The organism is Dyadobacter diqingensis (genome assembly GCF_024220585.1).
In the GTDB taxonomy this organism is placed as follows: domain Bacteria; phylum Bacteroidota; class Bacteroidia; order Cytophagales; family Spirosomataceae; genus Dyadobacter; species Dyadobacter diqingensis.
This window is the reverse complement of record NZ_JAMXKF010000003.1, coordinates 426,269-450,940: the sequence shown is the minus strand read 5'-3', so window position 1 is coordinate 450,940 and position 24,672 is coordinate 426,269. Positions and strand designations below refer to the sequence as shown.

The 24,672-nt window shown below is 42.6% G+C and carries 17 protein-coding genes; 7 read left to right on the top strand and 10 right to left on the bottom strand.

The annotated features are described in order from the left end of the window. Nucleotides 1-58: 58 nt before the first annotated feature. Both M1L62_RS11065 and M1L62_RS11060 read right to left on the bottom strand, forming a co-directional pair. Nucleotides 59-1,153 (bottom strand): Fic family protein, encoded by a 1,095-nt coding sequence (locus M1L62_RS11065; RefSeq protein WP_254413095.1) that lies wholly within the window; start codon nucleotides 1,151-1,153, stop codon nucleotides 59-61. A 69-nt stretch (nucleotides 1,154-1,222) separates the two neighbouring features. Then, nucleotides 1,223-2,395 carry an AIR synthase related protein gene (locus tag M1L62_RS11060; RefSeq protein ID WP_254413094.1) on the bottom strand — a complete coding sequence of 391 codons (1,173 nt, stop codon included), beginning with the start codon at nucleotides 2,393-2,395 and terminating at the stop codon, nucleotides 1,223-1,225. Nucleotides 2,396-2,677: 282 nt separating this feature from the next. Between M1L62_RS11060 and M1L62_RS11055 the strand changes: the two genes are divergently transcribed. Beyond that, a complete protein-coding gene (locus M1L62_RS11055) occupies nucleotides 2,678-3,184 on the top strand; it encodes a C40 family peptidase (protein ID WP_254413093.1) in 507 nt (168 codons plus the stop codon). A 32-nt stretch (nucleotides 3,185-3,216) separates the two neighbouring features. On the opposite strand, the gene M1L62_RS11050 is transcribed toward M1L62_RS11055, so the two are convergent. Together M1L62_RS11050 and M1L62_RS11045 are read right to left on the bottom strand one after the other, a co-directional pair. Continuing rightward, entirely contained in the window at nucleotides 3,217-3,615 is a 399-nt protein-coding gene (locus tag M1L62_RS11050; RefSeq protein WP_254413092.1) for a GNAT family N-acetyltransferase, read from the bottom strand. A gap of 12 nt (nucleotides 3,616-3,627) precedes the next feature. Beyond that, nucleotides 3,628-4,062, bottom strand: coding sequence for a carboxymuconolactone decarboxylase family protein (locus tag M1L62_RS11045; RefSeq protein ID WP_254413091.1), 435 nt, complete (start codon nucleotides 4,060-4,062; stop codon nucleotides 3,628-3,630). 253 nt (nucleotides 4,063-4,315) lie between these two features. On the opposite strand from M1L62_RS11045, the gene argH reads away from it, so the two are divergent. Both argH and M1L62_RS11035 read left to right on the top strand, forming a co-directional pair. Continuing rightward, nucleotides 4,316-5,653, top strand: a complete 1,338-nt coding sequence (argH, locus tag M1L62_RS11040) for an argininosuccinate lyase (protein WP_254413090.1) — start codon at nucleotides 4,316-4,318, stop codon at nucleotides 5,651-5,653. A gap of 117 nt (nucleotides 5,654-5,770) precedes the next feature. Continuing rightward, on the top strand, nucleotides 5,771-7,324 hold the full coding sequence (locus M1L62_RS11035; RefSeq protein WP_254413089.1) for an FG-GAP repeat domain-containing protein: 1,554 nt from the start codon (nucleotides 5,771-5,773) through the stop codon (nucleotides 7,322-7,324). A 76-nt stretch (nucleotides 7,325-7,400) separates the two neighbouring features. Here the strand turns inward: M1L62_RS11035 and M1L62_RS11030 are convergent, their stop codons facing one another. The 3 genes from M1L62_RS11030 to argB all read right to left on the bottom strand — a co-directional run bounded on the left by M1L62_RS11030 (nucleotide 7,401) and on the right by argB (nucleotide 13,454). Beyond that, nucleotides 7,401-8,996, bottom strand: coding sequence for a SusD/RagB family nutrient-binding outer membrane lipoprotein (locus M1L62_RS11030; RefSeq protein ID WP_254413088.1), 1,596 nt, complete (start codon nucleotides 8,994-8,996; stop codon nucleotides 7,401-7,403). Nucleotides 8,997-9,029: 33 nt separating this feature from the next. Further along, nucleotides 9,030-12,350 (bottom strand): SusC/RagA family TonB-linked outer membrane protein, encoded by a 3,321-nt coding sequence (locus tag M1L62_RS11025; protein WP_254413087.1) that lies wholly within the window; start codon nucleotides 12,348-12,350, stop codon nucleotides 9,030-9,032. Nucleotides 12,351-12,662: 312 nt separating this feature from the next. Next, nucleotides 12,663-13,454, bottom strand: a complete 792-nt coding sequence (gene argB / locus M1L62_RS11020) for an acetylglutamate kinase (protein WP_254413086.1) — start codon at nucleotides 13,452-13,454, stop codon at nucleotides 12,663-12,665. Between the two features lie 320 nt (nucleotides 13,455-13,774). Between argB and M1L62_RS11015 the strand changes: the two genes are divergently transcribed. After that, a complete protein-coding gene (locus M1L62_RS11015) occupies nucleotides 13,775-15,889 on the top strand; it encodes a protein-disulfide reductase DsbD family protein (RefSeq protein ID WP_254413085.1) in 2,115 nt (704 codons plus the stop codon). Between the two features lie 210 nt (nucleotides 15,890-16,099). Beyond that, nucleotides 16,100-18,586, top strand: a complete 2,487-nt coding sequence (locus M1L62_RS11010) for a glutaminase family protein (RefSeq protein ID WP_254413084.1) — start codon at nucleotides 16,100-16,102, stop codon at nucleotides 18,584-18,586. An 80-nt stretch (nucleotides 18,587-18,666) separates the two neighbouring features. On the opposite strand, the gene M1L62_RS11005 is transcribed toward M1L62_RS11010, so the two are convergent. Beyond that, nucleotides 18,667-19,602: an RpnC/YadD family protein gene (locus M1L62_RS11005; RefSeq protein WP_254413083.1), complete on the bottom strand. Its 936-nt coding sequence runs from the start codon at nucleotides 19,600-19,602 to the stop codon at nucleotides 18,667-18,669. A gap of 143 nt (nucleotides 19,603-19,745) precedes the next feature. Next, complete coding sequence (locus M1L62_RS11000; protein ID WP_254413082.1) at nucleotides 19,746-21,194, bottom strand: M48 family metalloprotease; 1,449 nt, start codon at nucleotides 21,192-21,194, stop codon at nucleotides 19,746-19,748. A gap of 266 nt (nucleotides 21,195-21,460) precedes the next feature. On the opposite strand from M1L62_RS11000, the gene M1L62_RS10995 reads away from it, so the two are divergent. Both M1L62_RS10995 and M1L62_RS10990 read left to right on the top strand, forming a co-directional pair. Further along, on the top strand, nucleotides 21,461-22,276 hold the full coding sequence (locus M1L62_RS10995) for a lysophospholipid acyltransferase family protein (RefSeq protein ID WP_254413081.1): 816 nt from the start codon (nucleotides 21,461-21,463) through the stop codon (nucleotides 22,274-22,276). Between the two features lie 57 nt (nucleotides 22,277-22,333). Further along, a complete protein-coding gene (locus tag M1L62_RS10990) occupies nucleotides 22,334-23,248 on the top strand; it encodes a TIGR01777 family oxidoreductase (RefSeq protein WP_254413080.1) in 915 nt (304 codons plus the stop codon). A 21-nt stretch (nucleotides 23,249-23,269) separates the two neighbouring features. Here M1L62_RS10990 and M1L62_RS10985 read toward each other — a convergent pair whose 3' ends face one another. Then, nucleotides 23,270-24,592: a CehA/McbA family metallohydrolase domain-containing protein gene (locus M1L62_RS10985; protein ID WP_254413079.1), complete on the bottom strand. Its 1,323-nt coding sequence runs from the start codon at nucleotides 24,590-24,592 to the stop codon at nucleotides 23,270-23,272. Between the last annotated feature and the right edge of the window lie 80 nt (nucleotides 24,593-24,672).

Sequence of the window (24,672 nt, the reverse complement as noted above, 5' to 3'; positions counted from 1 at the left end):
TAAAAAAATGATTTTTTCTTAACACGTTTGAAGAACATGTTAAAAATCACCCTAATAATTAACGTATTTGCGAGGCACCAGTATTGACGCTAATTAACAATTTATAGAGGGCAACGTTGATGTAATAATTATCCTTTCCCAATTTAACTTTACTAACTAAGCCTATTCTCGCAAGCTCATCGAGATACTTAGAGGCCGTTTGCCTGGATACAGACAATTCCGACAACACAAACTCAATTTTTGTATACGGATGACGGAACAGATTATTCAGCAAGTCCTGGCTATAAATCTTTGGTAATTCGGTCCTCATTCGTACTTTGTAGTTCTGCATTTCTGTTTTAATGCCGCTTATTAAAACAACAGTCTGTTTGGAGGTACTTTCAATGCCATCCAGCATAAATAGAAGCCATTGCTCCCAATTACCTGTATCACGGACTTCCTGAAGCAAATGATAATAAAGATTTTTATTATCATTTATATACCTGCTAAGATACAGGATTGGCAAGTTGAGTAAATTCTCCTTGACCAGATATAAAATATTGATAATACGCCCCGTCCTTCCATTTCCGTCGTAGAAGGGGTGAATCGTTTCAAATTGATGGTGAATAACAGCCATTTTTATCAATGGATCTAAGTCACTCAGTTCATTAGCATTAATAAATTCCTCAAGATTATTCATCAATCTTATAATCTCGTCCGGATGCTGTGGCGGCATATACACAACCTCACCGGTTTGGCTATTTTTTAAAGCCGTACCGGGCAATTTTCGGAATCCTGCTTTATTTTCTTCAATCGAAGCCTGAATTTTCAGAATCAGGTTATTAGTCAGAATGCCCGTCTCCTTTACGACCTGAAATCCGTCCTGAAGAGCTTTAGAATAATTATAGACTTCTTTTGCCGCGATCGTTATAAACTCATGGGCCAGGAAATTACTTTGATATAACTCATCGTGGGTAGTAACAATATTTTCAATTGCTGAGCTATCTTTTGCCTCCTGTAATAGAAGCGTATCGATCAGGATTTTCTCATTGGGAATGCTATTCGCCACACCCTTTAACTCCGCTAATGCCTGATGAGCTTTGGCTACTTTTTTCAAAATGGACTTAGACTCAACATCCTGCTTAAAAGGCAATAAAGGGATGGCTCCTTGCATAGCTTAAATCATAATTTTTGATATCTGATTAATTATTTCCAAGCCAATCCCCTCACTTTAAATCATAGGTTACTCATACAAAAACGTCCCAGCCTCGCTCGAAATCGTTAATTTCTTCACAGGCGAAGCTTCAACCCGGCCGATGATCTGGGCATCGATACCAAATGATCTGGATAATTCGATCACTCTGGCTGCGTGTTCTTCCGATAAATATATTTCAAGCCGGTGCCCCATGTTGAACACCTTGTACATTTCCTGCCACGACGTACCACTTTCTTCCTGGATCAAACGGAACAAAGGAGGAACCGGTAAAAGGTTATCCTTAATGATGTGAAGATTATCAATAAAATGTAAAATCTTGGTTTGCGCTCCACCGCTGCAATGCACCATACCATGAATATGCGGACGAAGTTCATCCAGCAAAGCTTTCGCAACAGGCGCGTAAGTTCTTGTGGGTGAAAGAATTAATTGTCCCACATTTAGGGGTGTTCCTTCCACAGGGTCGGTCAGTTTTTTCGAACCGCTATAAATCAGATCCTTATTAACCTCAGGATCAAAACTTTCAGCATATTTGTCAGCAAGGTATTTACCCAATACATCATGGCGGGCAGACGTTAATCCGTTGCTTCCCATCCCCCCGTTGTAAGAAGTTTCGTAGGTCGACTGGCCGTATGAGGCCAGCCCTACAATGACATCACCCGCCTGGATATTGGCGTTGTCCACCACCTCAGATCTTTTCATACGGGCGATAACCGTACTGTTAACCGTTACCGTGCGTACCAGGTCACCAACGTCGGCTGTTTCACCGCCTGTGCTATAAATTTCAACACCATAACTACGCAGCATTTCCAGGATTTCCTCCGCTCCGTTGATCACTTCTGCAATCACTTCGCCCGGAATTCTGTTTTTGTTTCTGTCAATGGTCGACGAATACAACATGGGTCCCGTTGCACCCACGCATAACAAATCATCCGTATTCATCACAATCGCATCCTGCGCTATGCCTTTCCAAACCGAGATATCGCCCGTTTCTTTCCAGTATAAATACGCCAGCGAAGTTTTTGTACCTGCGCCGTCTGCGTGCATGATCGTGCAATACTCAGGATCACCGGCCAGCGTATCAGGAACAATTTTACAGAAAGCTTTTGGATAGAGCCCTTTATCAATGTTCTCGATTGCTTTATGAACATCTTCTTTCGATGCAGATACGCCGCGTTGCAAATAACGATCGGTGGTTTCCATGCAATAGGTATAGTTAATTCTTGAATAATCTTTTTGAAGGGCACAAAAATAGCAAAAAAGATGGGGGGAATGAAGCTTAGTGTGAGGAATGAAGAAGAGAAACCCGGAATCGTTGGGAATAAGCGACTTAACCGTTAAATCAAAAATATTAACAGAATCAATACAACCTAAAATTTCATTCCTAAAAAAACCTGTTTAGCTTTACACAACTAAGGTAAATTTAAAAAAGACAATATATTCTATTGATTAGGAGTTTTAGACTCAGAACCTAACCCAACCTGAATGTTTTTTACGATTCAACGTACCGTTTTATTAGGCTTACTTTTTTGCGCAGTTTTATTTGGCAATGGTGCCAGTGCCCAATCAAAAAATCCACAGCAGGCTGATGCTGATACGCTGAATGCGATCGAGTCATTGGTTTCGTTTGCAAACAAGCATTTACATATTCCTTACCGCTCTGGCGGTTCTTCAAAAAAAGGTTTCGACTGCTCCGGATTTGTCCGTTATTGTTTCAGCCAATGGGATATTCTTTTACCTCATTCCAGTGAAGCACAATCTGAAAAGGGTGAAATTGTAGAACTTCCGGAAGCACGTCCGGGCGACCTGATTTTTTTCAAAGGTCACAGCTCCAAAACTTCCCGGATCGGGCATGTCGGTATCATCACGGATGTTACACCCGGTTATGTCCGCTTCATACATTCGGCCTGGAAAGGGGGCGTACGTTATGACCTGTTAAGTGCTGATTATTACAAAAAACGCTTCGTGGCCATCAGAAGGATGATTGATTAGCGGTTCGGCGGTCGGTCGTCAGCAGTCGTTAGCTATAATTTCCTATTGATAATAAACCCGTTCTGTACTTTTTCTAATCCTACTTTGGGATAGTATTCCATAGCAGCCGGAGCAGACAAAAGCAACAGCATACTCTCATCACTGATCTTTTCTCTGGTCAGATAAATCAGCTTTTTCCCGATTCCCTCCTTCTGATAATCCTTTCTCACGGCCAAATCAGAAAGATAACAGCAATGACAAAAGTCGCTCAGCGACCTTGCTATACCCACCAGCAAATCGCCGTCCCAGGCCGAAATAACCAGGTTGGAGTTTTCATACATCTTGCCGATTCTTGCCTTATCCTTCGTTGGCCGGTTAAGCCCCGCATTTTCATACAATGTTATAATTGCGTCTGTTTCGGGTGTCAGATCAAACTGATAGGTAATATTCATGGCTAATAGATTTTATTCAGGTTTTCTTTCTGTGGTAACTCCCACTCTGTTCCAGGCATTCATGGCAATGGCCGCCATCATCACCTCCGTAGTATACTTTTGTCCGAGCAGGTCAATGGCATCGTTGTAAACTTTGTCCGGTACACCGTTTGTTATCATGGTTATCGATTCAGCTAAGGCTAAAACGGCCTGTTCTTCCTTTGTAAAAAACGTAGTGTCGCGCCAGACGCTCAATACATGTATCCGGCGACTGCTCTCTCCTGCGGCGAGCGCATCTGTAATATGTTTGTCGAGGCAGTAAGCGCAGCCATTCATTTGTGAAATCCTGATTTTGATCAGTTCCGCATGGATTTTGGTTAATGAACTTTGCGCCAGATAACGTTCAAAACCCATCATGGTTTCAAATGCCTTCGGATCTGCTTCTTTTAAAATCTTTCGTTTTGACATCTTCACTGCTGTTTACATCTCAAAAGTAAAAAGCAAATGGCCCTTCAAAGTCATCCAGATTTGAAAAATCCGGTAGTCCAGATTACTTCCCGGACAAAAATTGATATGCATCTTCATTTCCATATGAAGCGGTTTTAATTGTAAATTTGCGCATTCAAAGTTGGATACAGGATAACCATTCCTGAATCACGCATTTTATCATCGCAGCGGCGGAAATTATTCCGGTTTACCGCTCATTCATTTCGATATTGTTTTGAAACTCTGGCAAAAAGAAAATACCGTAACTTCTGAAAAAATAGAGCGTTTCACCGTCGGCCGCGACCGTGAAATGGATTTGCATCTTGCTGAATTTGATGTTTTAGGAAATCTGGCGCACGCGATCATGCTGGAAACGATCGGTTTGCTTACCGCCGATGACCTGAGTGCTTTAAAAACGGAGCTTCATGCGATTTATGAACAGATTCAGCAGGGAGATTTCACCATCGAAGACGGTGTTGAAGATGTCCATTCACAGGTTGAATTAATGCTTACGCGCAAGCTTGGTGATATTGGCAAGAAAATTCACAGCGGCCGTTCACGTAACGACCAGGTGCTGGTGGATATGAAACTTTATACCCGCGATCGTCTTTTTCAGGTTGTTGAGGCTACGGAAAAACTTTTCAGCGTATTGATAAGTCAGTCAGAAAAGCATAAAAATGATCTTCTTCCAGGGTATACCCATTTGCAGATCGCCATGCCGTCTTCTTTCGGGTTGTGGTTTGGTGCTTATGCAGAAGCGCTGATTGACGATGTGGTTCAATTAAATGCGGCATATCGTCTGGCAAACCGAAATCCACTGGGTTCGGGAGCTGGTTATGGTTCTTCCTTTCCTTTAAACCGTACACTTACTACCGCATTGCTGGGATTTGAGGGCATGCACCACAATGTGGTTTACGCGCAAATGAGCCGCGGACGTACGGAGCAGGCCGCTTTGACAGCGATCTCTTCGCTGGCGGCAACGGTTTCCCGTCTAGCGATGGATGTTTGTTTGTACAACAGCCAAAATTTCAGTTTCATCGTTTTGCCCGATGACCTGACCACCGGAAGCAGCATCATGCCACACAAGAAAAATCCGGATGTTGCGGAATTACTCCGTGCCAAAACAAACCGGATGAAAGCGCTGCCGATGGAAGTGACAATGGTGTTGAGTAATCTGCCTTCAGGATATCACCGGGATATGCAGCTTCTGAAAGAAATACTGATGCCGGCATTCGACGAAATACTGGACTGCCTGGATGTTGCGACATTTATGTTGGAAAATATAAAGGTGAAAGAAAATCTGCTGGATGATACCAAATATGATCTTCTTTTCAGCGTAGAAAGAGTAAATGAGCTTGTGATCAACGGCGTTCCATTCCGTGACGCTTACCGTCAGGTTGGCGCCGAAATTGGAGATGGAAGTTATGTGGCACCACGTGAGCTGAAACATACGCATGAGGGTAGTATCGGGAATTTACAAAACGACCTGATCCAAACCCGGATGAAACAGGAACTGGCTCGTTTTGAATTTGAGAAAGTTGAGAAAGCTTTGAATAATCTGATTGTTTCCTGATTCAGGCGACAGGGTTATGAAAGGTTTTATGAGAGAAGTCAAGTTTTGAAAACGGGGACGCCCAGTCTTGACTTCTCGTTTTTCCGGGGCCAGAAAACTAATTACGCGAATAGTAAAATGTCATGGATCAAAATCACAGCGGTCGTTTCGTTATCTCTCTGGATCACCGCATTTGCCTTTATCGACACCGATAAAAAAGTCACCACGTCCGCAGGCAACATTTCGTTTTCCGATTCCCTGTCCGGCAAACAGCTGGCAGCTCAGTACTGTGCCAGCTGCCACCTTTTTCCCGATCCCTCATTGCTGGACAAAAATACCTGGGTTACCTCGGTTTTGCCCAATATGGGGCTTCGTCTCGGGATTCGTGAGTCAGGCACAAACCCATACGACGATTTAAAACCGGAAGAAGTAAAGGTCATGCAGGAGCTGAATATCTATCCGGAAACGGCTTTACTTTCTCATGCAGAGTGGCAGAAAATTGTCTCTTATTATCAAACAGAGGCACCCGCTGAACCACTTCCGCAAAAGACAACCGCCCCTGTGACCGATCAGCTTCCCTTGTTCAAAGCACAGGAAATCACGCTCGGCGATAAACCTTTCCCTCAGACCACTTTACTGAAATTCGATAAAGCCACCTCCCAATTTTATGTTGGCGATGCACAGAACGCGCTGTATGTCCTGGACAATCAGTTTCAGGTGAAAGATACCTGGTGGGTTGAGAGTGCACCAACGGATATCGATTTCCCTAAAAATACGGCACCAAGGTTACTGACCATTGGTGTTTTTAAACCTTCTGAGCAAAAAACGGGAAGACTGATGTCGCTCGAAAAAACCGCATCATCCTCAGCCATCAATATCAAATCACTCCCACGTCCCGTACAATTTACGTCAGCAGATATCAATCTGGATGGGAAGGAGGACGCCGTAATTTCAGGTTTTGGAAACCATTCGGGTAAACTGGTTTGGTATGATGGTTTTCAATCCGATAAGGAGCATATTTTGAAAGCCTTGCCCGGAGCGAGAAAGGCGGAAATATCAGATTTCAATCGTGACAAAAAACCTGATATCATTGCTTTGATGGCCCAGGCCAGAGAAGAGATTTCAATTTTTTACAATCTGGGGAATGGGAAATTCAAGGAAAAAGTATTGCTTCGTTTCCCGCCGGCTTATGGTATGAGTTATTTTGAGCTTGTTGATTTTAACAAAGATGGCTTTCAGGATATTCTGCTGACCAATGGCGACAACTGGGATTTGTCACCTATCCTTAAAAATTATCACGGTGTAAGAATTTACCTGAACGACGGCAAAGACAATTTCAAAGAAGCCTTTTTCTATCCTCTTTACGGCGCCAGCAAAGCCGTTGCGAGAGACTTCGATCAGGATGGTGATCTTGATATCGCAGCCACTTCCTTCTACTCTGATCTCGAAAATCCTGCCCATGGATTTGTTTATTTATCCAATGAAGGTAAACTGAATTTTAAAGCCCTTGCCACACCGGAAGCCGCCAACGGAAAATGGCTGACAATGGAAGTCGCCGACTTCGACCAGGATGGCGATATCGATATCGTCCTGGGCTCCTATTTCCACACCATCGTAGAAATGACCAAACTGATTGCACATGGCGTTTTATCCTTTCCTCAAATACTGGTTTTGACGAATCAGAAGAAGTAAGAAGAGATGATTAACAAAAAAGCGGCAAGCCATATGGCCTGCCGCTTTAACTCTTAATAAACTTTAAACCCTGAGATTATTTAACGTCCCAGAAAATCTTTGCAGTGGCAAGATCGGATGCAGCAACAGCACTGTAATTTGCAGCGTTGTAAGCTTTTTCACTTCCAGGATATAGCAATCTTGAAGGAGGTAGCGGAGCATCCGGTGTGTTAGAGTCACGAACAAAAGTAAGTTGTGGATATTTTGTTCTTCTTACTTCCGCCCAGCTTTGAATCGATTGAAGGAAACCGAAGTTTACCCATTTCTGAACCCAGATTTTTTCAAGCTTTTGCGTAGCAGTACCTGTATAGGCAACAGACGCGCTTGCAACCAAAGCGTCTAAAACAGCCGCAGAAGGTACTGTAAGTTTTCCTTCGGCTCTTGTTGTGTTTGTATTGTTAAGGAAATAATAAAACTCAACAGATTGTTTTACCCCTTTATTATAAGCTGTGGCTGCGTCTGCACTGCTTCCCCATCTTTCCAAAGCCTCAGCTTTAAGGAAATTTGTTTCCGCTGCTGTAAATACTACGCCTGGAAGCTTCGTATTGAACAAAAAGGTAGTAGAGTCAAGAACAGCATATTTACCGGCTGTGATATTGGTTGTCTGCTCATTACTTGGAATATCCAAAGGCATCGCATTGAAATCAGCATTCTGAACAAATTTCTTGGCGGCATTTTCTGCACCATACTTGTCATAAATAGCTTCGATTCTAGGATCCTTTGCAGGTTTTAAAACAGTATTCAACAAATATGGTGTTGCGTACATCGAGTTAAAATCATTCAAAGCATTGCGTAGATTATCATTGTAGTCCGTCATTGGGTTAAGCAAGACATTATATTTTGACTCATCCACCAAAGGATAGGCTGTCGGATTATTAAGCATTTCCAAAACGGCCGCTTTTGATCCCGCTTCATCAACAAAAGATAATCTCATCAACGCACGTAAACGAAGTGAGTTTGCATAACGTCTCCATTTGTCCGTATCTCCCGCTAACAAAATATCCTGTTTTTTGAAACCCGCCAGGATTCCCGCATTCAGTGTATTGTTTGCAAAGAAATCAGATGCTTCTTTCAACCCAGTTAAAGCTGCCGCATATACATCTTTTGCTTTGTCAAATTTTGGCAATACAATATTACCGGTTGCATTCAAACTACCTGCCTCACTAAAAGGCATGTCTCCCCACAAATCAACCATTTGCAGCGTTTGATCCATCAATGCAATTTTAGACGCCTGCAAATATACCTCGGATACCTTCTTGTTCTCTGCAGACAAAGCATTGTAAGCTTTCTCTACTTCCCGATAGTGAGATACCATACCACTCCCCGAACTCTGGGTGTAATACGAGTTCCACCTGGATTGCGTATAATCAATCTGCTGCTGATAACGTTTGTTCTCGTTATTATACGAAAGGAACTGAGAGTAACGGGCTGTGTGGTTAACAACAAACGTTCTGATATCCCAATACTGAGGATAAACGCGCTCATTGTTTAGCATTTGAGTGAAAAATTTCTCAATTGAGGCATTTTCCGTTTTTTCAGGATCGCTGTACAGCTCTTCAAGCTTGTCCTGGCAGGAAGACAATCCTCCTAAAAACAAGACCGGTACAATAATTTTTATTAATGACTTTTTCATATTTTCTATTAGAATTTAAAAGTACAGGATTGTTTAGAAGCTCACGTGCAGGGAAACACCATAACTTCTGGTTGCTGCGCTTGAACCCTCATCTACACCCTGATTTTTCCAGGACGTTCCAACCGGAGCCTCAGGATCCAGGTTTTTAAGCGTTCTATAGATATAGAATAAGTTTCTTCCAATCAACGAAACCCGGATATTTTGCAGATGCATTTTTTCAGCAATTGATTTTGGAAGGTTGTAAGACAATACCAGCTCTCTTAGCTTAGCATAGTCATTTTTGTAAACCGCTCCTTTTTCATACCAACCCGTTGACCATCCGTACATGTTCAGATAGTAGTTAGGTGCGTCCACAATTGTTGTATTTTTTTCACCAGTAGTTGTTACCCCATCCAGCAAAACGCCATCATGATACACTCTTCCTCCGTTAGGCGCCGTTGTCGCATTTCCGGTAAGAAGAACTTTTTTCTCTCCATCCAAATAATACGAAAGTCCTCCATTCTCCTTGTCTCTGTACTCCATAGTGCTTTCAAACATACCAGCACCCGTTTGATAAAGTAATGGATTAGAAACTAGTTTTCCTCCGAAACGGTAATCAATAACCGCGTCAAGTGCAAATCCTTTGTAGCTAAAATTGTTAATCCAGCCACCAAGACCTTTTGGCATCACATTTCCAACCTTTTTGTATTCGTTGCTCATTACATAAAGACCATCATCAGAAATTACATAATTCCCATTGCTGTCTTGTAAACGAGGGTGTACATAAATGTTACCCAAAGCATCTCCTACATCAGAAACGATTTTAAGAGCGCCACCATCGGCGTTATATGCAACCAGCTGATTAATTCCCTGAGCCAGTTTATGAACCATTGTTTTATTCACAGAGAAGTTCAAACGTGTATTCCACTTGAAATTTTCTGTTGCAACCGGCGTAGCATAAATTCCGGCTTCGAAACCTTTTGAGCGAAGCTCTCCTACGTTAGCCAAAAATGTACTTGCTCCCGTACTGGATGGTACGTCCGTCTGAAGAATTTGATCAACAATACGGCTGGTATAATAAGTAAGATCAAGACCAATTTTGTTATGGAACCATTTAGTCTCTAATCCTAATTCAGTTTCGTATTTGTTTTCAGGCTTAATATTTTTGTTACCATAGTTGGTGTTAGCCTGCAAAATAGGCACAGAACCACTGCTTGTTTGCAAAGATTTCTGGTTATAAGTAGTATTAGCCAGATAAATCTGTGGAGAGTTACCCACGATACCGTAAGAAGCACGAACCTTACCGTAAGTTAAGAATGCCGGCAATTGGAAAGCCTCTGAGAATACGAATCCGGAGTTCACGGATGTATATACATAACTGTTGTTATTAGGAGGCAATGTAGATGAGTATTCTTTACGGGCAGTGGCCTCAAGGAAAAGGAAGTTTTTATAACCTAAATTAGCCATCCCAAGGAACGCATATTTCTGCAACTTACTTCTGCTGGCAGTAGCTTCAGCCAGACCTACCGAGTTGTTTAAGCTAAACCAGTTCTCTTGTACCAATCCATTTCTTGTTCCAACAGAATAGTTATAGTATTCCTCTTGTCTTGCCTGATAACCTCCGCTAACTGAGAAATCAAGATCTTTTGAGATATTGCCGGCGTAAGTCGCAAGAACATCTCCATAGAATATAGAGTATCTTCCGCTTGCAAGCGTATAACCACCTGTGCTGTTAGTTCCGTTATTGAAAGCAGTTGGATATTCTGTATAATTTTTCGTTTCCGTTCCAGTGCTTGTAAAGTCATTACCTACACGGCCACGCAAAGTAAAGTTCTTGAAAACGTTGTATGTCAAAGTAGCACTACTGATCAAACGATTTTGAATCTCATCGTTTGTATTCTTATAGTTTCTCCACATGTATTCCATCAAATCTGACGCACGGATATTGTATTTTGCACGGCTTTCGTCAACTAGATATTTGTTATCGTTGTATAATAAATATTTATACCCCGAGTTTGTCTGATACATATTCAAATATGTATTCATGTCATCAGTTCTACTGAAAAAACCGCCATAATTAGCAGTAATACGGGAAATCAACTCAGGTCTGTTGTGAATATTCGTATTCACATAGTTAACAACCACATCAGTACTAAGTTTTTTACCTAGTTTGATATTTGAGTTAAGATTGAAAGTATTCTTCTTCATATCACTTTCGCGCTGAATAGCGGAGTAGTCAGTACGTGTGTATGAGAAACGAATTGATGCTTTATCAGTATGGCTTGAAATCGCTGCATTGATCGTTGAATTTGAACCAGTTCTGTACAAATCCTTATAGTTATTTGGGCGAGCTGAATAGTCTTTTACAGAACCATCCCACCAAGTTACTTGCTGACCTTCCATTTTAGGGCCAAATTGTCCATAAGCACGGAAATATGGTCTCAATGGAGCAGAAGTTACCCCATCATGGAACCATCCATCTTCATCAGCACCGGCTGACAGGTTTGTTACACGGTCATATCCAGGGCCATACGTATTTTGATACTTTGGTGTAAAAGCAACCTTCTCAGTATTATAGGTATAGTTCAATTCTACTCCCAAACCTTTACCTCCTTTTGAACCTGACTTTGTTGTTATTACAATAACACCATTTGATGCCTCAGAACCATAGAGTGCAGTTGCACTTGCACCTTTAAGTACTGTAAGCGTTTCAATATCAGCCGGGTTAACATCTAGAATACCGTTACCACGGATCTTCTGATCACCCCAATAACCACCATTATTCAATCCACTGGATCCAGTTTCACTGATGTTACGGATTACAATACCATCAACAACATATAGAGGCTGCGTGTTACCCGTAAGTGAGTTAATACCGCGAACCTGTATGTTAACCGCACTGGTAGCTCCACCAGGAGCCGTTGTAATTTTAACACCAGGGGCCTTTCCATATAGTGCCGATCCAAAGTTAGTATTACCTGAGGCTGTAATGTCTTTTGCAGACACAGTGCTTACTGAATAACCCAAGGCTTTTTGCTCTCTTTTAATACCAAGAGCCGTTACTACAACTTCGTTTAGTTGAGCTGCGTCTTCTTCAAGAGCAACTTCAACTACCGTTTTGTTTCCTACAAGAACCTCTTTAGTTTTGTATCCAATAAAAGAAACAATCAAAGTACTTTGTGAAGAAGCATTGATACTAAATTGTCCATCGATACCTGTTGTGGTACCATTGGTAGAACCTTTGACCAGGATCGAAACCCCTGGCAAGGCCTGTCCATCACCGCTTGTTGTAACCTTTCCCGTTATCGTTTGTGCGAAAACAGGACCGCTTATCATCATCAACATGACAATAAGCCTAAGTAAATTTTTTCCCATAGAGAGTTAAATAATTTTGGTTAGTAGCCGATTTATGTGTTAAATAAAAAGCTTAACACAAACTTAATAAGATATTTTAATAAATAAATAAACTTATTAAAAATAAATTAGGTTATTCATTAAATTTATTAATATATCTATCGAATAGACTGTAAATAGCGAAGAAAATTCTGACGTGTATAAAAAGAGCAGAATTAGATACAGTGTTAAGAAAATATCATTTTCCGTGATTTTTTATCGATGATTCGCCGAAGGAAAAATCACTGAACATTGTTAGTGTAGATGGGACACAAAGTCCCCTATCTTAAAATTCTACTTATAGAAAAAGATAACAGTACCAGCTTCCCCAACTGCCGCTTCGCCTAACTCATCCGCATGGCAAATGGTAACTTTCTTAACACCTTCCTGCAACGCAGCGAAAGCATTATCCAATTTTGGAATCATTCCTTTATTTATAGCTCCGGATTCTTTGTGTCCGGCATACTCCGAAGGAGTTAACGAACGAATTACAGAATCATCATCTTCAGGATCTGATAAAACCCCTTTCTTCTCAAAGCAGTAAATAAGGTTTACATCATAGGATTTAGCCATCGCAACAGCCATCGCGGACGCCATGGTGTCTGCATTTGTATTTAGAAGTAACCCGTCATTGCTATACGTCAGCGGCGCGATGACGGGGACTAAATTACTATTCAGCAAAGCATTTACCTGAGCCGCATTCACCTCTTCAATGTCACCTACAAAACCATAGTCAATCGTTTTTACCGGCCGTTTGACCGAACGGATAATACCTCCGTCCGCGCCGGTCAGCCCGATGGCATTACATCCCACCGCCTGTAAACTAGCCACCAGATTTTTATTGACCAGTCCACCATAAACCATCGTGACCACATCCAGCATGGGTTTATCCGTAATCCTGCGCCCGTCAACCATCTGCGTTTCGATCTGAAGTCTGGCAGCAATTTGCGTCGCTACTTTTCCACCGCCATGAACCAGAATCTTAATTCCTGATAACTTTGCAAAAGCATTCAGAAAGCGGGAACAGGCTTCCGGGTTATCAATAACATTTCCTCCGATTTTGACTACGTAAAGTGGCTGCGACATTGAAGTAATATTTAACGATGCGTTTTTCGAGGTCGCAAAGTTAGTAGAAAACGTTTAGCAGCATGATAATTTCGAACGAAATCAGGGAGTTATTTCCGAAAAACATATTCGCACGCAACACTTTTCACCTATGTGAAAAATATTTTGGCTAACAATTTGCAGTTTTGCATTCACAAAAGGTAAACACGGGTGGTGAATTTTTTCGGGGAAATTACGTTGAATAGGTAAGTCTGCGTAAACTCCACCAGTTTACTAGATCATTAATCAAATAAAGAAAGCTTGAATATTATTAAATTCGGCTCCTACTATCGAAATATCAGATGAAACGAAGTATTTTTCTATTCATTATCGTTTGCGCATTTTTCGCAAAAACCAGCGCGTTTGCTCAAGTCCAGAAACATGCCCACTGGACTTATACATTCTCCAAAAATGATGTAAAACAAGGAGAAACCGTCGACTTGATCTTCACGGCAATTCTTGATAAGGACTGGTACCTGTATTCATCCGACTTCGATCCTGATCTGGGGCCAATGCTGACTAGCTTTGCTTTCACGCCCAACAAATCTTTTTCGCTTGTAGGGAAACTGAAACCGCAGAATCCAAAGACAAAATATGAAGAAATATGGGGCGGGAACGTCAAATTTTTCGACGACAAAGCTGTTTTCAAGCAAACCATAAAAATTTTAACGGACAAGCCAGTCATCAAGGGAAGCTCTGAATATCAGACTTGCAGCCACACATCGGGCCTCTGTGTAGCCGGAAACGATGATTTTGAATTTAAGGGCTTAAAGGTTGTAGCTTCAACCGGGGCAGTTCCTGCGGCGGAAACCGCAACACCTGCCGAAACAAAATCTGTGGCTACCAATGCAGTTTCGCCAACTGACACGACGACGCAGGAAACAGCGAATATTTCCATAACTGCCGGTGATTCGGCCGGAGACGTTTCGGAAAAAGAGGCTCCAAAAGTTGACCTCAGCAGCAGTGAAAAGTCTTCAGCAGGGGCGCCGGCCGCAGACAAGTCGTTATGGGCATTTGCGCTGGCCGCATTTTTGTCGGGGCTGGTGGCATTGCTTACTCCGTGTGTATTTCCAATTATCCCGATGACGGTCAGTTATTTTACCAACCAGACCAATGGAAAAGTAAAAGCGCTGCTTTATGGTATCTCTATCGTATTGATTTATACCTTAATAGGAACCGTTGTATCGCGTTTAAACGGACCGGCTTTTGCCAACTTTTTGAGTACACACTGGATCCCAAACGTACTCTTCTTCGCGATTTTCTTCGTTTTCGGATTGTCATTTTTAGGATTGTTTGAAATTGTTTTGCCTAGCGCATTTGTCAATAAAATGGACGCTAAGGCAGATCAGGGTGGTTATGCAGGGATCTTTTTCATGGCATTTACCCTCGTTTTGGTTTCGTTTTCATGCACGGGTCCTATCGTCGGAAGTCTTTTGGTCGCCTCAGCCGGTGGCGCGGTAGTGAAACCTATCGTCGGGATGGCCGCTTTTTCTTCCGCTTTTGCCATACCTTTTACCTTATTTGCCCTTTTCCCTCAATGGCTTAAATCACTGCCAAAATCGGGTGGATGGTTAAATACGGTCAAAGTTGTCCTGGGTTTCCTCGAACTGGCTCTCGCACTTAAATTCCTCAGTATCGCAGATCAGGTATACCACTGGCGCTTACTCGACCGTGAAGTTTACCTTGCTTTCTGGATCGTAATATTCTCCATGTTAGGATTTTATCTGTTGGGGAAAATTCTGACTCCGCACGACTCTCCGGTGGAGCGTGTCAGCGTACCGAGAATTCTTTTATCCATCATCACGTTCACTTTTGTTATCTATATGCTTCCGGGCATGTGGGGTGCCCCTTTGAAAGCTTTGGCGGGTTATTTGCCCCCGCAGTCGACGATAGACTTTGATCTGAGCAAAAGAGGCGTCGGTGTGGCTCCTGCTGGTTCGTCTAGTGTCACAAAAAAATATGCAGACCTGTTCCATTTACCACACGAACTGGACGGTTTCTTTGATATTAAAGAAGCACAGGCCTATGCGAAAAAGGTTAATAAGCCTGTTTTCATTGATTTTACAGGGCATGGCTGTGTCAATTGCCGTGAAATGGAAGCCCGTGTGTGGTCTGATCCGGAAGTTTTAAAACGCCTTCAGAATGACTTTGTAATCGCCGCTTTGTATGTGGATGACAAAACCGAATTATCTGAATCAGAATGGTATACATCCAAATATGATAACAAAGTAAAGAAAACCATCGGTGCACAAAATGCAGATTTGCAGATTGTGAAGTACAATAACAATGCGCAGCCACATTATTGCATCGTTGACCAGGAAGGAAATCTGCTGGTTGCACCCAAAAATTATGACCTTAATCCCGCTCACTTTGTTACTTTCCTTGAAAGCGCGAAAACAGCTTTTAAGAAATTATAATGCGTTAATCCCGGCCAGGGATAACTTTTAAAGTACGAAATTTTAAGGTGGTTCTGTTGTCTCTGGCGATAGAACCACGTTTTATTTGTGAGAAAGCGAAAAAAAGTTTTGAGATTTAGGATTAATACCGCCGGATTGAAAATTCATCTTATTAGCTTTCCGTCCTAAATCAATTGCTAAAACGTTTTAAACTATAAAAAACTCACGCTAATGAATAAACGCTGGTCTTTCGCGACGCTTTTGCTTTGCGGATTTTATTCCTGTTTTGCACAGGATTTCCATCCGCCGGCAGTTCCCCTGATCACCATCGATCCTTACACCAGTGTATGGTCTTTTGGTGACCAGCTTACCGGCTCTTCCACCAGACACTGGACCGGCAAACCCAATCCGATTGACGGGCTTGTTCGCGTCGATGGCAAAACTTACCGGTTTATGGGTGCACCGACGCCTGTTTTAAAAACCGTTGTTCCCACTGCCAAAACAGAAAACTATGATGCATCCTATACGATAACCAAACCAGCGGCTGACTGGTTTAAAGCAAATTTCAAAGCTATCGACTGGAAAACCGGAAAGGCACCCTTTGGGACAAAGGACAGAAATGACGCCATGCTCAAATCCGGCACCGAGTTTCCAAAGGAGGTCTGGTACCGCCGAGAGTTTACACTGGATAATGTAAATTTTGAAAAAATAGGTCTGAACATATTTCACGATGACGACGTGACGGTTTACATCAATGGTGTTCTGGCCTACAATTGCACCAACTGTTTTACGGCGGATTACGAGATCAAAGGAATAAATGCAGCTGCGAAAAAAACGCTTAAAAAAGGAAAAAATGTACTGGCCGCCTATTGCAAAAATGGAGCAGGGCCAGGTTATATCGATATCGGATTAACGGATGAGCTGGCTCCGAAAGGTTCAGAAGTGATCCTGAATACCAAACAGGCCAACTTCAAAATGACGGCTACACAGAGCATTTATGAATTTGACGCGGGGCCAGTCCATATCAGAACCCGTTTTGTTGCACCGTTACTTATGGATAACCTTGCCTTGTTATCCCGGCCGGTTAATTATATCATTTATGACGTCCGCGCTACCGATGGAAAAACGCATGAAGTTCAACTCCTCACCTCCGTTTCCGGTCTTCTGGCAGTACATGAGGGCACGCAGGAAGTAACGGAGCGCAAAGGTAAAGACGGCGATCTGGTCACGCTGTCGATTGGAAGTCTGGACCAGAAGGTTTTGCAGCGCAAAGGCGATGATGTCCGCATCGACTGGGGTTATGCTTATCTGGCCGCTCATGAAAAGTCGGTGCTCAGCGCCGGGTTGGGGACACCAACCGGTTTGATCAAAAACTTTGCAGAGAAAGGTGAACTGGATCAAATGAACATGGCAGTAATTGGTACCGGTGGAGACCGCGCGATGGCCATTGTGACTGACGTCGGAAAAGTAAGCAGCCAACCCAGTTCGAATCATGTCATGATCGGCTATGACGACGAATTTTCGGTCCAGTACTTCGGAAAAAACTTGTTGCCATGGTGGAATAAAAATGGCGATAAAACCATTCAGGGAGAATTAAAAGATGCTGAGGCTAATTTCAGCCAAATTGTTTCAGCATGCGAGGCTGTTGACACGAAAATTTACGGCGACGCTCTTAAAGCCGGCGGAAAAACGTATGCAGACCTGTGTGTGATGGCCTACCGCCAGGCCATTGCTGCACATAAATTAGTGGCAGGTCCTGATAATACCCCGCTATTTCTGTCAAAGGAAAATTTTAGCAATGGGTCCATTGGCACGGTCGATATAACCTATCCTTCTGCACCGCTCTTTCTTGTTTACAACCCGACACTCCTGAAAGGAATGATGGAACCGATTTTCTATTATTCTGAAAGTGGGAAATGGACAAAACCGTTTGCAGCGCATGATGTGGGTACTTATCCACTCGCAAACGGGCAGACCTACGGTGAAGATATGCCGGTTGAGGAATCCGGAAACATGTTGATCCTGACCTACGCCGTTTCCAAAACCGAACAAAATACCGACTTTGCCAAAAAACACTGGAAGACGCTGAGCATCTGGGCCAATTACCTAAAGAAAGAAGGTTTTGATCCCTCAAATCAGCTTTGCACGGATGATTTTGCAGGACATTTGGCCCGTAATACCAATTTGTCGATCAAAGCCATTATGGGACTGGCCTGTTATGCTAAACTGGCTGAGCAGCTAGGTGAAACAAAAGAAGCGGCAGAGGTTAATGCGCTGGTTAAAGAATTCGCTCAGAAATGGATCCAGATGGCCAATGACGGCGATCACTATGCTCTGACTTTTGATAAAAAAGGCACATGGAGCCAGAAGTATAATCTGGTTTGGGACAAACTTTTGGATTTGAATGTATTCCCAAAAGAAGTGGCGAAAAAGGAAATTAACTACTACCTGAAAAAACAGCTGACATTCGGTCTTCCGCTCGACAGCCGCAAAACCTACACCAAATCTGACTGGATTATCTGGACGGCGACATTGGCTGACAATCAAAAGGATTTCGAAGCTTTCATTCAGCCGGTTTATCGTTTCGCAACAAAAACACCTGATCGCATTCCGCTTTCTGACTGGCATGAAACAAAGGACGGAAAGTCTGTCGGTTTCCGTGCCCGCTCGGTAGTAGGAGGTTATTATATGAAGGTTCTCGAAAGAAAATTAAAATAGGCCTGATATTGGATCGTAAAATCACATTCAACTTTGTGTGATGTGGTTTTACGATTCTTATCTAAATAAAGGAATCAGCGTTAAAACTCTTGTCCTATATCTGTTTTTACTTTTTTGACAAAAGACTGCGTAGTATTGGCAAGTGCAGCAATTTTCGGAATATCAAAATCGGTGTTAAGTAAAAGGTTTTCAACAAACTCATAAGTTTTATTTTGAGCACCTGTTTCAATCCCTTGCACAATCCCCTTTTCAATTCCCTCCTCCAAGGTTATCACCTTTATAGCCTCTATAATACCCATAACTTTCTCGTTTCCAGTTAATATTTCTACCTCACTATCAAAATTACTATTTATTTCAGGATTTTCTATTCTAATAAACGTTTTAAGAAAAAACAAAAAACGCCTGATTTCTTCAATATCATATCGCTTGCTTCCAATAAGAGCTCGGGCAATGGTCAGTCTTTGTTCCGCCAGCTCAGCCTCGGGAATTTTACTAGCCAGCAGTGCTTTCTGCGCTGCCAGAATCACCAATGCAAAACGATTGTCCATCGTTAACAATTGTTCTTCGGTATGATCCAGGATATGGTAGACATTATATTCGTAGACAATTTTTGTTCCCAGAAAGTCATTACGGTATTGTGCAACGCTCTTTTGATTTATACCGCCCGTAAAGACCGCCAACGCCGCCACTTCCACTTCAAAACGATCCAGTATTCGGTAATAATATTGAAACATTCTTTTAGGAAAGTTCTTCGTTGCCCCGTCCTGTATTTCGATATGCACCAGAATCCATTCTTCGTTTCCATTTTTAAGGAATGTTTTTACCAGCATATCGACAAAACGGCTACCGCCCTTTTTCTCAATTTCCGGGAAAAGCTCCGACAGCTCCTTATCCATAAATTCAAAGTCGCGCGACAAGTCAAAAATATCGGCAGCATCTTTGAAAAAGAAATACAGCAATTCTGAAAATGCCTCTTCGAAGGCACTTTTTAATAAGATATCGTTTTTCCTGCGCATGACTTACGAATGCGTTTACCTAATTTCGGTTCACCGTTAATACAAAAACCACTTGCATAACTGAATCCTCAGTAATACAAGTGGTTTGTTTTGTATCAGTCTTTCGACGTAAAATCAGACGCTGCGTCTCGCCGCAGACAGTTTTATTTATTCAAAGTTTTGAAAAGCGTCCCTTTGGTAATCTTGTCGGTCAAAGCCATTCCGTTAAGAATCGCCAGATCGTCCAGTTTGCTGTCAGGCATATTGGCTCCCTTTAAGGCATCCCGCAATGTACCATCATTTTGTGCTGTCTTAATTCTGATACGATCAGCTTCCCTGTTAAGCTTTGAAGGATCAGTCAACGCCTTAAATCCTTGTGCAACTGATTTGAACTGATTGAAATTCGACCCAAAATCCGTACTTGCAGCTACGCCGTGAATAGCATAAATAGTACCGTTGTACTGAATAAGCCAGCTTGCAACCTGCGCTGCATTTGCGGCCGGAGCAGTTTGCCCTTGTGCCACCTGTTTCGCAACCAAAGCAATGGCAGGATTTCCGTTAATGGTTGTTTTATTGTTTTCAGAAACCTGAAGACTATAATTCTTGATCACCGTCTGTGCGGCCTCATCCAGTGTTTTCCCCTCCGCCAGTGTGAAAAGCATCATCGCTTTGCCATCTTTGGAAGCCATCTGGAATTGCGCCGGTGTATTTTCCGACTGCCAGTCGGCTGGTACCGGGAATTGGAATTTTAACTCTGGGTGATAAAACTGCCCGCCTTCAACAAATCCCTGTTTTGGATCGACACCATAAATAAGGCCTTCAATCCGGCGCAGATAAACATCCCGGTTCACATTATATTTAGCCTGATGTGCCGACTGGTAAGAGGTGGCAAGCTGCTCCACCTTCACCTGGCGGTTGCCCGGATCCGGGTGCGTCGACTGGAAAGTAGGAATGCTTTGCCCGGCTTTTTCACTGATTCTTTTCAAGGTACCGAAGAAATCGGCCATTTGGTGTGCGTCATATCCGATCTTACTGGAATAATCTACCCCCAGTTCATCAGACTGACTTTCATGATCGCGGCTGTATTTTAACAACACTAAGCCCAATCCCTGGGAAGCCAGATCCGATATACTCGGTGCAAAAACCGATCCTACGAGCAGAGCGCTTTGTGTAAATACCTGTTTCGTTTGTTGGCTAGCAGAGTGGCGCGCTGTAATATGCCCAATTTCATGGCCTAAAACACCAGCAAATTCTGCTTCATTATTAAAATGTGCCATAATACCGCGCGTGAAATAAACATATCCACCTGGTACGGCGAACGCGTTAACAACAGGTGAGTCTACGATAAAAAACTGATAGGTTACATCGGGGCGATGTGAAATCTTGCCCATCGCTTTCCCTTTTTCATTAATAAAGGCAGTCAGGTTTTTATCGTCATACAATCCCATGGATGCTACCACAGAAGGATGTGATTCAGCTCCCAAAGCTTTTTCCTTTTCCGGCGACATAAAAATAATCTCATTTTTTCCTGTCACAGGATTTTTAGAACAGCCCGAAAAAACTCCGGCTGCCAGAAAACAAGCAAGTATGTGTGTCTGATACTTAATATTCATAAAATATGGGTAATTTTTGTTAGTGAGTAGGTCAAAATTAAGTAAGTATTGAACGTTAATCAAAGAATCATGCCAATAGTTCCTCAATACTGTTATGACTGAAAAACATCGTTTTGGTTACAGTCATTTTTGTGGTCTGGTTATTTTATTAAATATAAGATTCTCTTTATATCTTACCTTCGTTATTCACAACACATGCTGATCAATTCCTATTTGAAAACCGGTTCCTAACTTTAAGCGCGCTTTATTGAACCATACTTTACTACATGAATTCAAAAAAAAGTATATTCAGTGCACTCCCGTCCTGGCTGGCACGATTTGATTTTCTGGGACTTTTCGAAAAGGACCCTTTCGGCAATTTCCTGAGCATTAAACGTTTTTTCATTTTTGTGATCGGATGGTTTACCTATTATCGCTATACGGCTGTCAACAAAATCCGGATCACGGGCAGTGAACAGTTGGTGGATCTTCCCGACCACGGCGTTATATTTTTATCAAACCACCAGACTTATTTCGCAGATGTTATCGCTTTTTACCACATTTTTTGTGCCACAAAATGGGGGTATAAGGATACCATTTCTCCCCCTTTTTACCTGTTCTCGCCCAGAGCAAGATGTTATTACGTAGCGGCTTCCGAAACGATGAAAGAAGGCATTCTTCCAAAACTTTTTAGCATTGGCGGAGCCATCACGATTGATCGTTCCTGGCGTGCCAACGGTGAAAATGTAAAAAGGCAACTTGATAACTCCGCGCAGGATAAAATTGGCATGGGACTTAAACATGGCTGGGTTGTAAGTTTTCCGCAGGGTACTACCAAACCGTTTGCACCAGTCAGAAAGGGAACTGCTTATCTCATCAAAGAACACCAGCCAATCGTTATTCCCGTTGTTATTAACGGTTTCAGAAGGGCATTTGATAAAAAAGGGTTACGATTTAAAAAGAGAAATACCACGCTCACCGTCCAGTTTAAAGCGCCCATGCACTTTTCGCCGGATGAATCCATCGACAGTATTATTGATCGTGTCACAAAAGCCATTGAACAGGAGCCACCCAAAGATTTCAATCCGGCTATGCCCGAATAATATCCTCGGCACCATTTTTGTAATCTGATTGATAAAAATATTTCATCCTAATCGTTTATGGCACAAAAAGTATTGATTACCGGCGGAACAGGGTTAATCGGGAAAAGGCTGACGACATTACTCCTTCAAAAAGGATATGAAATTGCCTATCTAACCCGAAAAAAGACAAATATTCCTTCGGTAAAAGTGTTTGAATGGGATGTTAAAAATAATTATATCGAACCAGGCGCACTCGAAAATACCGATTATCTGATTCACCTTGCCGGTGCCGGCGTGGCTGACGAACGTTGGTCGAAAAAGCGGAAAAGAGAAATTTTCAGCAGCCGCACCGATAGCATTGAGCTGATTGCCCGACAGTTAAAAGCCCTTCACTTCTTCCCCAAAGCATTTGTTTCCGCATCCGGGAGCAGTTATTATGGCGAAGATACCGGTGATATCCAGCATACCGAACACTCGCCACCTGCCAATGATTTTTTGTCAGAAGTAACCATTGCCTGGGAAAAATCAGCGGATGAAGTGGCGGCGCTCGGTGTAAGAACGGTGAAACTCAGAACTGGTATAGTGCTAAGCAACGATGGTGGTGCTATTCCGAAAATGGCTCAACCTGCCAAATTCGGTTTTGGCGCACCACTTGGTTCAGGAAAACAATGGTTATCGTGGATCCACATTGATGATCTTTGCCGGATGTACATCGAGGCGATGGAAAACGACACATGGCATGGCGCTTACAATGCAGTTGCTGCTCCTCCGGCAACAAATGAATATTTTACCAGACAAATCTGCAAGGCACTTCATAAACCTCAATGGCTTCCTAATGTACCCGCATTTGCACTGCGTCTTGTTTTTGGCGAGATGGCCAATGTGGTTCTGGGTAGTAATTATGTTATCAACGAGCGGGTTCAGGATGAGACCGATTTTAAATATCAATATCCTGATTTACCGGAAGCGTTGGAAAACGTACTGAGATCTTAATGCATGTCCCGAATGCGGCTGCTAAAATACATAAATAGGATTCGTGTAAACCCACGGAAGCCACTGGTTCCTGAATTTCAGTCTCGCGACAATCCGGTAATTTCCTTTTTTATCCCTGACTTTAAATTCGTACGCATAACGATCCTCCTGACTATCGATTAGTTTACCATTTCTGAACAGCTCGAATCGTACGGGATAAGGTGAAACTGCGCTGAGTTTAACCGCATTTTTGCCCTGAACAGAGTCTCCAACAATAGCATTCACTTTACCTGAACTATCGCTGGTAAAAAACTGAAATCCGCTGGCCTGCGCCAGACTTTCAAACGAAATATAAGCATGCCCTTTTACCAGTTCATTTTTAAGAGAACGACTCGACAATGAATCACCGAAGATGTGGGTGTTGGCAAAATTAAAAGAGTGGAAATAGGTATCGAGCTCCATTTTAAAAGCCCAGCCTGCAATATCAGGTTTCCCCAGAATTAATTTTTCCTTCCAGCCGGGTTTGTTTACCGACAATGTTTTGGCATTGGGCCCCACCCATTCCACCATATCATTTTTGGTATATCGCGCCCGCAGACTTTGATTGTTATGCGCGTCCACCGCAGCCATTCCCACAATCCGCCGATGATTATTCAGAGAATCCCAAAGCGCAACAATTTTTGTTTGTTCGTCGAAAAGCTCGCGATAACTCCAGTGCCTGTACACGCCGCTGTTGATCATACCATTGATCAGAAATTTGAGCGGACTTTTTTCATCAATGAGGTCCGAGTGGATATTGTAAATTTCCATTCCCTGATAATCCGGATTTCCCCAGTCGTGCTCATCCTCGGAATGAAGATAAAACACCATGCCGTTATTTTTCACCACCTCATGCATTAGCTGACTACGATCCTTCGCCCAGTCCAGAACGACGCTTCGCAGAGGCGTTACCATCATGCTGGCACCCGGCGATTCTGTTCCCGATTCGATCAAGATACCTTCAAAAGTCCCATGAATTCCTCTCGGAAAAGTGTCCAGATCAGCCATTCGATGATCGGCAAGGAAAATAAAATTCAGTTTTGCTTTTTTGGCGGCGGGAATAATTTCCTCCAAAATACCTCGGCTATCATGTGACCGGTATGTATGGGAATGAAGAACGCCTTTAAAGTCCGCATGGGGTATAAATTGCTCCGGCTTTTTATAACTCCGCCAAAGCCGGGTCCGCTCCTCTTCCAATTCCGGATAAACGACATACCGGTTCCACAAGGGCTCAGCCAGAAAGTATGCAATCAGCCCGATAAAAAGCACCAATATTATTTTCACCAGAACAAGCAGCATACGCCCGGCCATATTAACTGCTTTCATTTTTGGAGGATTTAGGAAATGTATCTTAATTAAAGCAGTTGAGCAGCCAATTCTAAGCAAGCATCAGGTTATCTCTTTGT

What these genes read in the sequence shown, in the direction of transcription:
- M1L62_RS11060 (WP_254413094.1), bottom strand. Translation starts at nt 2,395, where the DNA reads ATGGAAACCACCGATCGTTATTTGCAACGCGGCGTATCTGCATCGAAA.
- M1L62_RS11055 (WP_254413093.1), top strand. Translation starts at nt 2,678, where the DNA reads ATGTTTTTTACGATTCAACGTACCGTTTTATTAGGCTTACTTTTTTGC.
- M1L62_RS11035 (WP_254413089.1), top strand. Translation starts at nt 5,771, where the DNA reads ATGTCATGGATCAAAATCACAGCGGTCGTTTCGTTATCTCTCTGGATC.
- M1L62_RS11065 (WP_254413095.1), bottom strand. Translation starts at nt 1,153, where the DNA reads ATGCAAGGAGCCATCCCTTTATTGCCTTTTAAGCAGGATGTTGAGTCT.
- M1L62_RS11010 (WP_254413084.1), top strand. Translation starts at nt 16,100, where the DNA reads ATGAATAAACGCTGGTCTTTCGCGACGCTTTTGCTTTGCGGATTTTAT.
- argB (WP_254413086.1), bottom strand. Translation starts at nt 13,454, where the DNA reads ATGTCGCAGCCACTTTACGTAGTCAAAATCGGAGGAAATGTTATTGAT.
- M1L62_RS11005 (WP_254413083.1), bottom strand. Translation starts at nt 19,602, where the DNA reads ATGCGCAGGAAAAACGATATCTTATTAAAAAGTGCCTTCGAAGAGGCA.
- M1L62_RS10990 (WP_254413080.1), top strand. Translation starts at nt 22,334, where the DNA reads ATGGCACAAAAAGTATTGATTACCGGCGGAACAGGGTTAATCGGGAAA.
- M1L62_RS11045 (WP_254413091.1), bottom strand. Translation starts at nt 4,062, where the DNA reads ATGTCAAAACGAAAGATTTTAAAAGAAGCAGATCCGAAGGCATTTGAA.
- M1L62_RS10985 (WP_254413079.1), bottom strand. Translation starts at nt 24,592, where the DNA reads ATGAAAGCAGTTAATATGGCCGGGCGTATGCTGCTTGTTCTGGTGAAA.
- M1L62_RS11050 (WP_254413092.1), bottom strand. Translation starts at nt 3,615, where the DNA reads ATGAATATTACCTATCAGTTTGATCTGACACCCGAAACAGACGCAATT.
- M1L62_RS11030 (WP_254413088.1), bottom strand. Translation starts at nt 8,996, where the DNA reads ATGAAAAAGTCATTAATAAAAATTATTGTACCGGTCTTGTTTTTAGGA.
- M1L62_RS11000 (WP_254413082.1), bottom strand. Translation starts at nt 21,194, where the DNA reads ATGAATATTAAGTATCAGACACACATACTTGCTTGTTTTCTGGCAGCC.
- M1L62_RS11015 (WP_254413085.1), top strand. Translation starts at nt 13,775, where the DNA reads ATGAAACGAAGTATTTTTCTATTCATTATCGTTTGCGCATTTTTCGCA.
- M1L62_RS10995 (WP_254413081.1), top strand. Translation starts at nt 21,461, where the DNA reads ATGAATTCAAAAAAAAGTATATTCAGTGCACTCCCGTCCTGGCTGGCA.
- M1L62_RS11025 (WP_254413087.1), bottom strand. Translation starts at nt 12,350, where the DNA reads ATGGGAAAAAATTTACTTAGGCTTATTGTCATGTTGATGATGATAAGC.